Below are 13374 nucleotides of genomic sequence, written 5' to 3'. Positions count from 1 at the left end.
TGTCGCCATCCGGACGACGGTCAGCCGAACAGCCCACGCCCCCAGTAATCCCCGCCGTCGCGCACCCCGGGCGGACAGGCGAACACACCGCTGGAGACGTGTCGCAGGTATTCGTTCATCACGTCGTGCCGCGCCAACTGAGTCTGGATCGGCACGAACTGGCGGCGTGGATCGCGCTGGTAGGCGATGAAGAAGAGGCCCGCATCGAGCCGGCCGAGGCCGTCCGAGCCGTCGACGAAGTTGTAACCCCGGCGGAGCAGCTGGGCACCGCTGTTCCGGCTCGGGTGGGCCAACGCGACATGGGCGTGCTCGGCGATGACCGTCTTCCCGTCCGCGCCGCGCGCGGCGAAGTCGGGCTCATCGAACTCGTCGCTCCGACCGAGTGGCGCGCCGCTGCCCTTGGCCCGGCCGACGATCTCCTCCTGCTCAGCGAGGGAGGTCCGGTCCCAGGTCTCCACCAGCATCCGAATCTTGCGGGTGACCAGGTACGAGCCGCCGGCCATCCAGTCCGGCCCGTCGCCCGGCTGCACCCACAACTGATCACGCAGCAGGTCGGTGTCCTCGGCCTTGAGGTTGGCCGTGCCGTCCTTGAACCCGAAGAGGTTGCGCGCGGTGGCCTGGTCCCGGGAGGTCGACGAGGTACGGCCGAAGCCGAGCTGCGACCAGCGGACGCTCACCACGCCCATGCCGAGCCGGGCCAGGTTGCGGATCGCGTGCACCGCCACCTGCGGGTCGTTGGCACAGGCCTGGACGCACAGGTCGCCGCCGGAGAGCTGCGGCTGCAACGCGTCGCCGGGGAACTTCGGCAGCTCGGCAAGGGCGGCGGGCCGACGGTCGGCGAGGCCGAAGCGGTCCCGCCCGTCAGCGTCGCGGAACAACGTCGGCCCGAAGCCGATGGTGAGGGTGAGCTGCGAGGGAGGCAGGCCAAGCGCTTCACCGGTGTCGTCCGGTGGGGCCTGCGGCATTCCGCCGACAGCACCCAGCACTCCGGCGTCGCGCCCCGCAGTCATCCGCGCGGCGGCGGCCGACCACTCCTCAAGCAGTTCGACCAGCCGGGCCCGATCCTTGGTGATCACGTCGAAGGCCACGAAGTGCAGTCGGTCCTGCGCCGGGGTGACGATGCCGGCCTGGTGCTCACCGTGGAACGGCACCGCCCCGGCCGGGTGGTCGGTCGCCGAGGCCGGGCCACCGGAGCCGTTCAGCAGTGCCCCCGCGCCGGCCGCCACCCCGGCGACCCCGGCCACCCCGGCGCCGGCCAGGGTGATCGCCCGGCGCCGGGTCAACCCGCTTCCGCTCATCGACTCGACTCTTTCTGCGTTGTGGTCACTTCGCGACGGCCGCGGCGACCTTGCTGATCGGCTCGGCGAGCGCGTTGATCCCGTCGGAGAGCTCCTTGAGCTCGGCCTTGCTCAACGCGGTGTGCAGCTTCCACCCGTCGCCGTCGCGGTGCTTGCCGAGCAGCGCTTCGACGTTGGCGAACTCGGTGTCCAGCTGCGTGACCAGCTCGGGCGAGCGCTGCTGCAGCGCGGGGCGCAGGGCGGACACGGCCGCCTTGGAACCTTCGAGGTTGGCGGCGAAGTCCCAGAGGTCGGTGTGCGAGTAGCGGTCCTCCTCGCCAGTGATCTTGCCACTGGCGACCTCGTCGAGCAGTTCCTTGGCACCGTTGGCGAGCTGGAGCGGGGAGAGCTTCTCGGCGTTCGCCTTGGCCACGATCTCCTTGACGTCGACCAGCAGGCGGTCGGCGATCGGGCCGTCCTTGCTGATGTCACCGGACTGCCAGAGGTCCTTCTCGATCCGGTGGAAGCCGGTGAACTCCATTCCCTCCTCGATGACTTCCTCGCGGCCGTCGATCTTGGGGTCGAGGTCACCGAAGATCTCGGCAACCGGCTCGATCCGCTCCCAGTAGGTGCGGGCGACCGGGTAGAGCGCCTTGGACTTCGCGACGTCGCCGGCCTTGACCGCGCCAACGAACTCCTCGGTCTTGGCCAACAGCGCAGTGGTCTGGCTCTTGACGTAGCGCTGGTAGTTGGCGGTGGCATCACCCAGCGCGGCGTCGGCGGTGAGCGGCTGCGCCGACCCGCTGACCTTGAGCGCGCCCCGGATGCCCTTGCCGCTCATCCCCGGCTTGCAGGCGGTCTGGTACGTGCCGGCCGGCAACTCCACGTGCAGCTCGCGGCTCAGCCCGGGGGCGATGTTCTCCACCTCGCCCATCACGCGGTCGCCGTCGGCGTACACGTAGAACTCGGTCACCTTCGCGCCCGAGTTGGTGATCTTGAAGGTGGCCGTGCCGGCACCCAGGTCGGTGGTGCCGACCTCACAGGCGGTGTCGCTGGCCTTGACCACGATCGGGCCGGCGGCCCCGGCCTGGTCACCCTTGCCCGAGTCGGAGCAGGCGGTCAGACCGGCCGTTGCCAGCACACCGGCGGCGGCCAGCGCGAAGAACTGGGTGGTACGCATCTGGGCTGTCTCTCCTCGTGGGTCAGGCGCGCTGCGGCGTGGACGCCGCCTCGGCCTCGGCGCCGGTGTCCGCCCCGCGCTCGGTGACGGTGGTGGTGGTCACGGTGGGTGCCGGCTTACGCCGGGCCGGTCGCAGGAAGAGCAGGAGCACCGGTACGGCGTACCCGACCCAGGCGATCGTCTCCAGCACGGTGGGCGCGGGAGTCACGTTGAACATGCCGGCGAGCAGTGCCGCGTACCAGGTGCTCGGGTCGAGCACGCCGGTGATGTCGAAGGCCAGGTTGCTCAGGCCGGGAAGGACGCCGGCCTCCTGGAAGTCGTGCACGCCGTACTTGAGGATGCCGGCGGCGACCAGGATCAGCAGCGCGCCGGTCCAGGTGAAGAACTTGCTGAGGTTGATTCGCAGGGCGCTGGCGTAGAGCAGCACGCCGATGACCACGGCGGTGACGATGCCGCCGATCAACGCGAGCAGCGGCCCGCTGTCGCCGGCCGCACCCTGGGCCGCCGAGTAGAAGATCAGCGCGGTCTCCAGGCCTTCGCGGATCACGGCAAGGAAAGCCATTCCGGCGACGGCGAGGGACCCGACGGCCAACGCCTCGGTGAGTTTGCCCCGCAGCTCGCCGGCGATGGTCCGGGCGGCCCGGCGCATCCAGAAGATCATCCAGGTCACGAAGACCACGGCGGCGACGGAGGTGACCGCTTCGAACAACTCACGATCGTCGGAGCGGGACAACAGCGAGGTCGACGTGTATTCGATCAACCAGCCGAAGAGCACCGAGAGCGCCACGGCCAGGCCGACACCCGCCCAGACCTGCGGCAGTCGGTCCCGGCGCTGCGACTTCACCAGGAAGGCGACCAGGATGCTGACCACCAGGGTGGCTTCCAGCCCTTCCCGCAGGCCGATCAGATAGGTGGCGAACATCCAGGCTCCGAGTAGTTAGGCACGCCTTTGCTTACTTAGGGCAGGCATACCTTCCTCCTGCTCAGGGCCCCCGTCAAGTCGTTCATGACAAGCTCACTGAGCCGCGCCGAGGACGACGCGCCCGGCAGCCGGCCGGTGGCCGGTCGGCTGTGGAAGGATCCCCGCCGTGAGGGGATTCCTGCCGTGGTTGGCGGTGCTGGCCGTGGTGCTGGTGCTCAGCGCGCTACGCCTGCGCGCGCTCGCCACCATCGTGTCGGTCGGCTGGCTGGTCTGGTGCGTCTGGACGTGGTTCCGGCCCACCCGGCGCGGCCCCCGTTCAGGCTGACCGCCGAAGCCGGCGGCGGAAAGGCTGACCCGCCGAGAGCCGACGGCAGAGACGCTGACCCGCCGAGACCGGCGGCGGAGACGCCGAACCGGGCCGGCTGCGAACAGCCGACCCGGTCCGAACGTGTCGATCAGTAGCGGTAGTGGTCCGGCTTGAACGGACCCTCCTGGGAGACGCCGAGGTAGTCGGCCTGCTCCTTGGTCAGCGTGCTCAGCTTGGCGCCGAGCGCGCCGAGGTGCAGCCGGGCCACCTTCTCGTCCAGGTGCTTGGGCAGCACGTAGACGCCGATCGGGTACTCCTCGGTCTTGGTGAAGAGCTCGATCTGGGCGATCGTCTGGTTGGCGAACGAGTTCGACATGACGAAGCTCGGGTGCCCGGTCGCGTTGCCCAGGTTCAGCAGGCGACCCTCGGAGAGCACGATGATGGCGTGCCCGTCGGCGAAGCGCCACAGGTCGACCTGCGGCTTGATGTTGATCCGCTCGACGTCGGAACGCTTGGCCAGCCCGGCCATGTCGATCTCGTTGTCGAAGTGGCCGATGTTGCCGACGATGGCCTGGTGCTTCATACGGGCCATGTGCTCGTTGGTGATGACGTCGAAGCAGCCGGTGGCGGTGATGAAGATGTCGGCCTGCTCGACCACGTCGTCCAGCGTGGCGACCTGGTAGCCGTCCATCGCCGCCTGCAACGCGCAGATCGGGTCCACCTCGGTCACCACGACCCGGGCGCCCTGGCCGCGCAGCGACTCGGCGCAGCCCTTGCCCACGTCGCCGTAGCCCATGACGACCGCCATCTTGCCGCCGATCAGCACGTCGGTGGCCCGGTTGAGGCCGTCGATGAGCGAGTGCCGGCAGCCGTACTTGTTGTCGAACTTGCTCTTGGTCACCGAGTCGTTGACGTTGATGGCCGGGAAGAGCAGGGTGCCCGCCCGGTGCATCTCGTAGAGCCGGTGCACGCCGGTGGTGGTCTCCTCGGTCACGCCCTTGATGCCGGTGGAGATCCGGGTCCAGCGCTGGTTGTCCTCGCCGAGCGAGCGGTGCAGCAGCTCGAGGATGACCGCGTACTCCTCGGAGTCGGCGGACTCGACCGGCGGGACCGCCCCGGCCCGCTCGAACTCGGCGCCCTTGTGCACCAGCAGGGTGGCGTCGCCGCCGTCGTCGAGGATCATGTTGGGGCCCTGCCCGTCCGGCCAGTCGAGCACCTGCTCGGTGCACCACCAGTATTCCGGCAGAGTCTCGCCCTTCCAGGCGTACACCGGGACCCCGGCGGGCGCCTCGGGGGTGCCGTTCGGGCCGACGACGATCGCCGCGGCGGCGTGGTCCTGGGTGGAGAAGATGTTGCAGGACGCCCAGCGCACCTGCGCGCCGAGCGCGACCAGCGTCTCGATCAGCACGGCGGTCTGGATGGTCATGTGCAGCGAGCCGGTGATCCGCGCGCCGGCGAGCGGCTGCGCGTCGGCGAATTCCCGACGGATCGCCATCAGGCCGGGCATCTCGTGCTCGGCGAGTTGGATCTCTTTACGCCCGAACTCGGCGAGCGACAGATCCGCCACCTTGAAGTCGCCGTCCGCGAGCGTGCTCGGCCGGGCCTCGGACGGCGTGCCGCTGGCGGACGCCGGGAGGGTGCTGGTCATGAAAGCTCCTGTCGAACGATGTCTGCGCCGACCCTCCACCTTACGCGCGTTGGCGACGGGCCTCAGGCACGGTCCGCGGACAGCGCACGGGGCGGTCGGTGATGGACGGACCTTCCCGCCATCTCCCGCCCGCCCCGTGCATCCCCCCGGTTTGGTTTCCCCCGCACGTTCTCGGACCGTCGTCGCGATAACGCTGCGTACTCATAGAGTCACACTCAGCCAGGATGACGTCAAGCTATTCCGGGAAAGTCGGACTTGTGTCGTCGCCGGCGAGCGCGTCAGCGCAGCCCGGACGTCGCCACGTACGCCATACCGGCACCGTCGATCCGCAACGGCGCATCGGACGCCGTACCGATCGCGGCCTCACCGGAGACCAGCGTCAACGCGCCGGCCCCGTCGTCCACGGTGATCGAGCCGCCAGCACAGAGCACCACCCGGGGGCCGGGCAGCGGCAGCGACACCGAGGGCACCGCCGCGTCGACCCGCACCCGGTGCAGCGCGAAATCGTCCACCGGGACCGGCCACCAGTCCACGCCCGGACCGACCGTCTCCGGGGCCCGCACCGGATCGTCGAGCACCTCGAAACGCAACACCCGCAACAGCTCGTCGACGTCCACCCGCTTCGGCGTCAGGCCGCCGCGCAACACGTTGTCGCTGGCCGCCATGATCTCCACTCCGCAGCCGCTCAGGTAGGCGTGCAGGTTGCCGGCGGGCATCCAGATCCCCTCCCCCGCCACCAGCCGCACGTGGTGCAGCAGCAACGCGACCAGCGCGCCCGGATCCCCCGGGTACGCCGTGGCCAGCCGGCGGACCAGCTCCGCGTCCGGGCCGTCGGCCGGAGCCGCCACCACGGCGGCCAGCAGCTCGTGACGCTGGGCGACCGGCCAGCCGAGCAGCGTCCGCACCGCCGTCCGCAGCCCCGCCGGCCCGGCCCGCAACGCGGCGACCACCGGCGCCAACGCCGGTACGCCGAACGCGGCGAGCGCCTCGGCCGACTCCGCCGGATCCCGGAACCCGCACAGCGCCTCGAACGGGGTGAGCGCGACCAGCAACTCCGGCTTGTGGTGCGGGTCGACGTAGTTGCGCTGCCCCTCGGGACGCCCTGCCTCCGCCGCGAAGCCGGCCCGCGCCTGCTCGGCGTCCGGGTGGGCCTGCAGGCTCAGCGGGGCGTCGGCCGCGAGCACCTTGAGCAGGAACGGCAGCCGACTGCCGAACCGCTCGGACACCCGCTGACCGAGCCACTGACCTGGCTCGTCCCGCACCAGATCACAGAGGCTCACCCGCAGACCGGCGCGATCCACGCGGGCCGGGGCGCCCGGGTGCGCCCCCAACCACAGCTCCGCCTCCGGGCCCGCACTCGGCACCGAGCGCCCCTGGAGGAGAGCGATGGCCGAGCGCGAACCCCAGGCGTAGTCCCGGATCGGCCCGTACAGTGGCTCCACCCGTCAGCCCCCGGGCCGCCCGGCCGCCTCGCCCGACGCGTCCTGTGGCTGCGGCACGGCGGTGTCGGCGGCGGCACCGGTCCCGGCCTTGGCGGCAGCGACGCTGTAGACGTCCGGCTCCAGATAGATCACCCGGGCGATCGGCACCGCGGCCCGGATCCGCGCCTCGACGGCGTTGATGCCGCGTGCCAGGTCGTGGGCGCTCTCCCACTCCGGCACGGCGATCTTCGCGGCCACCATCAGCTCTTCCGGGCCCAGGTAGAGCGTCTTCATGTGGATGATCCGCTCCACCTCGGGGCCGTCGGTGACGGCCCGCTCGATGGCGGCCACGTCGGACGCCTCGGCGCCCTCACCGAGCAGCAGGCTCTTCGTCTCGATGGCGAGCACGACCGCGATCACGACCAGCAGGATGCCGATCATCGCGGTGCCGGCGGCATCCCACTCGCCGTTACCGGTGATCAGTGTCATGGTGACGCCGAACAGGGCGAACACCAGGCCGATCAGCGCGCCGAAGTCCTCCAGCAGCACCACCGGAAGCTCCGGCGCCTTGGCGCGACGGATGAAACGCACCCAGGACTGGTTGCCCCGGATCTGGTTGGACTCCTTGATGGCGGTCCGGAACGAGAACGACTCCATGATGATCGCGGCCACCAGCACGGCCACCGGCAACCACTGCCAGGACTCGATGCCGCCCTTGTGATGCCACTTGTGGTACGCCTCGTAGAGCGCGAACAGGCCACCGATGCTGAACAGCACGATGGACACGATGAACGCGTAGATGTAGCGCTCCCGGCCGTACCCGAACGGGTGTTCCGGGGTGGCCGCCCGCTTCGCCCGCTTGCCGCCGAGCAGCAGGAGGCCCTGGTTGCCAGAGTCGGCGACCGAGTGGACCGCCTCGGCCAGCATCGACGACGAGCCGGAGAGCAGGAACGCAATGAACTTGGTGACGGCGATGCCGACGTTGGCCAGCAGGGCGGCGACGATCGCCTTCGTCCCACCGTTGGCGCTCATGCCACCGCTCCGCTTCGCGACACGAAGCCGACCGGTCCGCGCATGGCGTGCCGCCCCCTACGTTCGTTCACTGGTTCGACAGCTCCTTCATCTCGGTGATGGCCGGAACGGCCATCGGGTCCAGCCCGTGGGCCAGCGCAAGGTAGATCGAGGCGAAATCCGGGACGGCGATCAGTGACGCCAGCCGCTCCAGGGCGGAACCGCCCTCGGCGGTCACCACGTCGCAGCGCACGCCACGACGCTCCGCGAGGGTCTGCACCGCGTCCGCGCGGCGCTCCTCCACGGCGAGCGGCTCGTCGGTGTCGTCCTCGGCGTTGAGCCCGCCGTCACGCAGCAGCACCAGCCGCAGCCGGGTGCCCTCTCCGTCGTCCTCGGCCGGGTCGGCGAAGATGTCCCGCTCCCCCTCGGCCAGGCCGCCGAAGACGCCGTCGAGGAGCCCGACGCGACCCCGCCCGGCCTCACCCAGCGCCCCGGTGACCACCGGGTAGCGGGCGTTGGCCGACAGGGTGTCACCGAACCGGCGGGCCGCCACCGTGGCCAGCGGGGACGAACCCCACACGATCGGGATCGAGCCGGCCAGACCCAGCGCCAGTGACTTCGCCGGGTTGACGAAGGACTCGGCGGCGGACCGGCAGCGGTCCGCGTCCGCGTCGAGCCGGGCCGCCGTCTCCGCCAGGTCCGCCTCGTTGACCTTCACGAGCCCGAGGGAACGGGCGGCGAGCAGGACCGGCACGGTGAGCGCCCAGAGGCTGGCCCGGGCCGGGGCACGCCGGGGCACCGGGATGAACGGCGCCCGGGCCTGCTCGGCGATCGACTGCAACCGCGAGTCCGGGGCACCCACGGCGACGAGTCGGGCGCCACGGCGGTGGGCCGCCTCGGCGGCGCCGAGCGCCTCCGGGCTCCGTCCGGACGCGCTCACCGCGATCACCACGTCGGCAGCGCCCACCCAGCCGGGTACGCCAGCGGAGCGGTGCCCGATGATCGGGACCGGGCAGCGGGGCCCGGCGACAGTGGCCAGCACATCCCCGGTACGCCCCGCCGTGCCGATGCCGGCGATCACGACGGCTCGGGGCCGCCCGTCGTCGGCGAGCACGGCAAGGTTCGCCTCGGCCGCCAGCGCGGCGCTCTCCCGAACCTGCGCGCCGGCCGACGCCGTGTGCCGGAGCATGCCGCCCGGGTCGGCCTCGGCCAACGCCTGCGCGTTGTCGAGCAGGGCCTCGTCGGCGTCGCGGCGTCCGCTGACCCCGGCCGTACCGTCGATCATGAGGGCTGCCCGGGGCCGCCGCGCGCCTCGTCGAGCAGCAGCACCGGCACGTCGTCGCGGACCTCGAAGATCCGACCGCACTCCGTGCAGGTCAACGTCTGCGCCTCGGCGTCATAGCTGAGCGGGGCGTGGTGCGTGTCCGGACAGGCAAGGATCTCGAGCAACTGCGGATCCAGGGCCATGGCACGGCTCCTTCCACGTGTGCGGCTTCACCGACGGCGGTGCCGACCGGCGCAGGCGATCTTATCGGCGAACGCGGTCGAGCACGTCGTCCCGGAGCGAGACCATCCGATCCCGGGTCGGCGCCTCGACGTTGAGCCGCAGCAGCGGCTCCGTGTTGGAGGCGCGCAGGTTGAACCAGGCGCCGTCGGGGAAACGCAGGGTGAGCCCGTCCATCTCGTCGGCAACCGCGTCGGGGTACGCGGCGCGCACCTCGGCCACGGCAGCCGCCTGGTCGGACACCGTCGAGTTGATCTCACCGGAGGCGACGTAGCGCTCGTACTCACCGGCCAACACGGACAGCGGCAACGACTGCTCGCCCAGCGCCGCCAACGTGTGCATCGCCGCCAGCATCCCGGTGTCGGCGAACCAGAAGTCCCGGAAGTAGTAGTGCGCGGAGTGCTCGCCGCCGAACACGGCGTTGGTGCGGGCCATCTCCGCCTTGATGAAGGAGTGCCCGACCCGGGCGACGACCGGCTTCCCGCCGTGCTCGCGGATGATCTCCGCGACCGCGCTGGAGGTGATCAGACCGTGGATCACCGTGGAACCGGGATGCTTGGCCAGCTCCCGGGCGGCGACGAGTGCGGTGATCGCCGACGGTGAGACCGGCTCGCCGCGCTCGTCGATCACGAAACACCGGTCGGCGTCACCGTCGAAGGCCAGGCCGACGTCGGCCCCGTGCTCGACCACCGCACGCTGCAGGTCGACCAGGTTCGCCGGGTCCAGTGGGTTGGCCTCGTGATTGGGGAAGGTGCCGTCCAGCTCGAAGTAGAGCGGCACGATCTCCAGCGGCAGCGGCGACAGGGCCGCGTCACCCAGCACTGTCGGAACGGTGAAGCCACCCATGCCGTTGCCGGCGTCGACGACCACCTTCAACGGGCGGATGCCCGAGAGGTCGACCAGCTTGCGCAGGTAACCGGCGTAGTCGGGAAGCAGGTCGCGCCGCTCGGCGGGCCGGGTGGGCGCACCGGCGGGACGGGCGTCACCCGAGTCCAGCATGGCCTGGGCCCGGTCCCGGATCTCGGCCAGACCGCTCTCCTGGCCGATCGGGCGGGCACCGGAGCGGCACATCTTGATGCCGTTGTACTGCGCGGGGTTGTGGCTGGCCGTGAACATCGCGCCGGGCAGGTCGAGCGAGCCGGACGCGTAGTAGAGCAGGTCGGTGGAGGCGAGACCGATCTCGATCACCGAACGCCCCTCGGCGCGTACGCCGGTGGCGAAGGCGGCGGCCAGGCCGGGTGAGGTGCCCCGCATGTCGTACCCGACGACTACTGCGTCGCCCGGCTCGTCGATGGAGTTGAGTAGTTGGGTGAACGCGGCTCCCAGTGCCTCGGCGACCCGCTCGTCCCACTGGTCCGGCACCGTCCCGCGGACGTCGTACGCCTTCACGATCTGGGACAGATCAGACACGTGTTCCACTCCTTGGCCGCAGGTTAGACACCGATCCTGAGCCTAACGGAGGGGGCGGGTCGTACTCCGCTCAGCCGGGGAGCCGGGGTATGAACACGGTGTGACCCCCGCCGTCGGTGGGCGGGTCACCGGGCAACGGCCGACCGTCGGGCCGGCCCGGCATCGGCTGCGTCGCCTCCGGGGGCGCGGCAGGGGTCTCCGGCCGGGCACCGTAGACGCCGCCGGTAGCGGGACGCGGTGCGGGCACCGCACCCCAACCGGCGGCCGGCGGCTGCTGGCCGTACACCTGACCGGGGCGACCGGGCGCGGCCGGCAACCCACCCCCGGCGCGGTAGGTGGTGCCGCCGGGGTTGCCCGGCAGGATGCCCGGCCCGTCGTCGGACGGCTTGCGGTCCTGCCGCGAGCGACGGATCAGCAGCACGATGAGCAGTAGTCCGACTGCCACCAACACAATGCCGATGAACATCACTGGTGAACCTCCTCCGGACGATTCGGCGGCGGTCGCCCTGGTGTTCGGCGCGCTGGACAACACCGCCGGGTTCACCGCCTCGTCGACGGTCGCGACCTCGGACGGGCTCGGGGTGGGCGTCGGCTTCGTCGACCGCGACGGAGTCGGCGACGGGGTGACCCGCGCGCCGGTCAGCCGCGCCGCGTCGGTGGCGTGACCCAACGTCTGGCCGGCCGCGCTGATGCCCGCACCAGTGACCACGAGCCGGCCGCCCGGCGTACCCGCAGCGAACGCCACCCGGTAGCGCACCGTGATGCCCTTGCCCTTGCACAGCGTCGGCTTCGCTGGTGACGTCTGCGCGGTCGACACGTTGCCGCCGCCTCCGCTGACGGCCACCGGGAACCAGCGCCCGCCCGCGTTGACCTGGACCTTCACCTGGTTCGGCTGAAGACCCTCCATGGTGAAGCCCAGCGCGGTACGCAGCAGGACGCACCCGTCGGTGCGCTTGCGCACCGCGACGTTCACCCCCTGTGCGGAACCACCAGCGGCGAAACTGCTGGCCGCGCCCACCCGGACCGAGTCCTCGTCGGCCAGCGCCGGCGACGCACCGAGCAGCACCAGGCCGCCTGCCAGACCGCAGACCGTCGCCAGCCGTGCCGCGCGTCGACGCACTGTCATGATCACCTCGCCGTCCTCCCCGGGTGGGGTCCGCAGGTCAGGCTACTACCGGCCGGCCCAACCCATCGGTCATAGAGCGGCCCGGATGTGTGCGGCGTTACGGTTTAGCACCCGCCCGCCGACCCCGCTGACCAGCCGATCAGCCCGACGGTCCGGGCGTCAGCCGGCCCGTTCCGGCCCGGTGGTCTGCCTCCGCGTCAGCCGGCCCGCTCCGCCCCGACGGGCCGGGCTGCTCCCGGCGTCAGCGGGCCCGCTCCGTCTCGGCGAGGGCGTCGCGGCACAGTCGGTCGGCGGTGCGGGTGGTCTCCGGCAGGCGGTAGCGCGGGGTCAACGCCAGCACCTGCGCTGTCGCGTTCTCCAGGCTCATCCGATGCCCGACGCTGACGAAGACCGGCTTCACCCCGTCCCGGGTCCGCAGCACCCGACCGACGACGTCACCACCGTCCCGCAACGACGACCACGAACCCCGCTCGGCGGATGGCGGATCCCACGTCCCGACCAGCGGTGTCTTGCCCACCCCGATCGCGGGCAACCCGGTGACCACCCCGAGGTGGCACGCGAGCCCGAACCGGCGCGGATGGGCCAGCCCGTGCCCGTCGCAGACCAGCAGGTTCGGAATGGTGGTCAGGCGATCGAGCGCACCGAGCAACGCGGGCACCTCACGGAACGCGAACAACCCCGGAACGTAGTCGAACGCGGGTCGCCCCACGCCGACAGCGGAGTCCACCACCGCCAGGGTCCGGGCGTCCAGGACCGTCACGGCCGCCGCCAGCAGGTCACCACCCTCGGCGTACGCGACGTCCAGGCCGGCCACCGTCGCGGGCGCGCTCGGCCCCGGCCCGACCAGGTCCACCAGCGGCCGCAACTCCTCCTGTACGGCCACCGCCTCGGCAACACTGCCCGGCGCCACTTCCCCCACGCCCACCGTGCGAGCTGCGCGCGGCATGCCCGCTGCCTGCGGCATGCCCGCTGCGCGCGCGGCCCGCCATGATCCACTCGACATCACGAAAGTCGGGCTATCCCCCGGACCCGGATGCCCCGACTTCAAGAAACCGGAGTCGATCACCCTCGACCCGACGCATCGCCGCCACCTCCGGCAGCCCTGCCGTGCGGGCCGCCCCGGGCACTGTCACCGTCGGCCCGACCCCTGATCAAACCCAGGCCGAGCGCGACAACGATGCCGGTGGCGACACCGAAGGCGACGCCACCCTTCGCCCCGAACACCGGAATGCCGATAGCCAGACCGACCAGGATGCCGACCGGCCAGGCCCAGACAGTCGACCTGATGCCCTTCGTGCCAGATTTCGCCATGCGTCGATCTTATTCGGCGCCGCCAGGGCCCTACCGATAGCCGTTCACGACAGGGCGACCCTCGTCGGCACTCCTCGAACACGACGAACGTCCGCGGCCGGATTCCGCGAGTGAGCGCCTGCTCCTGCGGCGTCTCGTGACGCGCTTTCTCGTGCCAACCCCAGAGTCGATAGACAGCCGCCATATCCTGGCACCGCCGTCGTGATTCTCTACGATCTTCAGCGTCGATTGATAGCAGAGGGAGTCGGAGGCGGGCA

Annotated in this window: 13 protein-coding genes; 1 reads left to right on the top strand and 12 read right to left on the bottom strand. The window is 71.2% G+C overall.

Annotated features, from left to right (window positions below; translation table 11 throughout):
- Nucleotides 1–20: 20 nt before the first annotated feature.
- The 3 genes from efeB to efeU are packed head-to-tail and all read right to left on the bottom strand — an operon-like array spanning nt 21 to nt 3379.
- Nucleotides 21–1298 (bottom strand): iron uptake transporter deferrochelatase/peroxidase subunit, encoded by a 1278-nt coding sequence (gene efeB / locus KBX26_RS08215; protein ID WP_030331521.1) that lies wholly within the window; start codon nt 1296–1298, stop codon nt 21–23.
- Nucleotides 1299–1323: 25 nt separating this feature from the next.
- Complete coding sequence (gene efeO / locus KBX26_RS08210) at nt 1324–2457, bottom strand: iron uptake system protein EfeO (RefSeq protein WP_030331523.1); 1134 nt, start codon at nt 2455–2457, stop codon at nt 1324–1326.
- Between the two features lie 22 nt (nt 2458–2479).
- On the bottom strand, nt 2480–3379 hold the full coding sequence (efeU, locus tag KBX26_RS08205) for an iron uptake transporter permease EfeU (protein ID WP_030331525.1): 900 nt from the start codon (nt 3377–3379) through the stop codon (nt 2480–2482).
- A 166-nt stretch (nt 3380–3545) separates the two neighbouring features.
- Here efeU and KBX26_RS08200 point away from each other — a divergent pair, with 166 nt between their 5' ends.
- Entirely contained in the window at nt 3546–3704 is a 159-nt protein-coding gene (locus KBX26_RS08200) for a hypothetical protein (RefSeq protein WP_167337298.1), read from the top strand.
- A 130-nt stretch (nt 3705–3834) separates the two neighbouring features.
- On the opposite strand, the gene ahcY is transcribed toward KBX26_RS08200, so the two are convergent.
- The 9 genes from ahcY to KBX26_RS08155 form a co-directional block, all read right to left on the bottom strand.
- Nucleotides 3835–5334, bottom strand: coding sequence for an adenosylhomocysteinase (gene ahcY, locus KBX26_RS08195; RefSeq protein ID WP_210865079.1), 1500 nt, complete (start codon nt 5332–5334; stop codon nt 3835–3837).
- 278 nt (nt 5335–5612) lie between these two features.
- A complete protein-coding gene (gene manA, locus KBX26_RS08190; RefSeq protein ID WP_210865078.1) occupies nt 5613–6776 on the bottom strand; it encodes a mannose-6-phosphate isomerase, class I in 1164 nt (387 codons plus the stop codon).
- Nucleotides 6777–6779: 3 nt separating this feature from the next.
- Complete coding sequence (locus KBX26_RS08185; protein WP_030331530.1) at nt 6780–7787, bottom strand: cation diffusion facilitator family transporter; 1008 nt, start codon at nt 7785–7787, stop codon at nt 6780–6782.
- A gap of 67 nt (nt 7788–7854) precedes the next feature.
- Nucleotides 7855–9051, bottom strand: coding sequence for an SIS domain-containing protein (locus tag KBX26_RS08180; protein WP_030331537.1), 1197 nt, complete (start codon nt 9049–9051; stop codon nt 7855–7857).
- Nucleotides 9048–9233 (bottom strand): Trm112 family protein, encoded by a 186-nt coding sequence (locus KBX26_RS08175; protein WP_030331539.1) that lies wholly within the window; start codon nt 9231–9233, stop codon nt 9048–9050. The genes KBX26_RS08180 and KBX26_RS08175 overlap by 4 nt, the downstream gene beginning before the upstream one ends.
- A 61-nt stretch (nt 9234–9294) precedes the next feature.
- Nucleotides 9295–10680 (bottom strand): phosphomannomutase/phosphoglucomutase, encoded by a 1386-nt coding sequence (locus KBX26_RS08170; protein ID WP_210865077.1) that lies wholly within the window; start codon nt 10678–10680, stop codon nt 9295–9297.
- A gap of 70 nt (nt 10681–10750) precedes the next feature.
- Entirely contained in the window at nt 10751–11806 is a 1056-nt protein-coding gene (locus KBX26_RS08165; protein ID WP_245233618.1) for a hypothetical protein, read from the bottom strand.
- A gap of 241 nt (nt 11807–12047) precedes the next feature.
- On the bottom strand, nt 12048–12752 hold the full coding sequence (locus KBX26_RS08160; RefSeq protein WP_210865076.1) for an endonuclease V: 705 nt from the start codon (nt 12750–12752) through the stop codon (nt 12048–12050).
- Between the two features lie 116 nt (nt 12753–12868).
- Nucleotides 12869–13117, bottom strand: coding sequence for a hypothetical protein (locus tag KBX26_RS08155; protein ID WP_156057518.1), 249 nt, complete (start codon nt 13115–13117; stop codon nt 12869–12871).
- Nucleotides 13118–13374 lie beyond the last annotated feature (257 nt).

The sequence above is a fragment of the Micromonospora sp. C97 genome (assembly GCF_018070385.1).
GTDB lineage: Bacteria > Actinomycetota > Actinomycetes > Mycobacteriales > Micromonosporaceae > Micromonospora > Micromonospora parva.
Note: the sequence above shows the minus strand (reverse complement) of the source record. Positions and strands in the feature narration are given on the sequence as shown.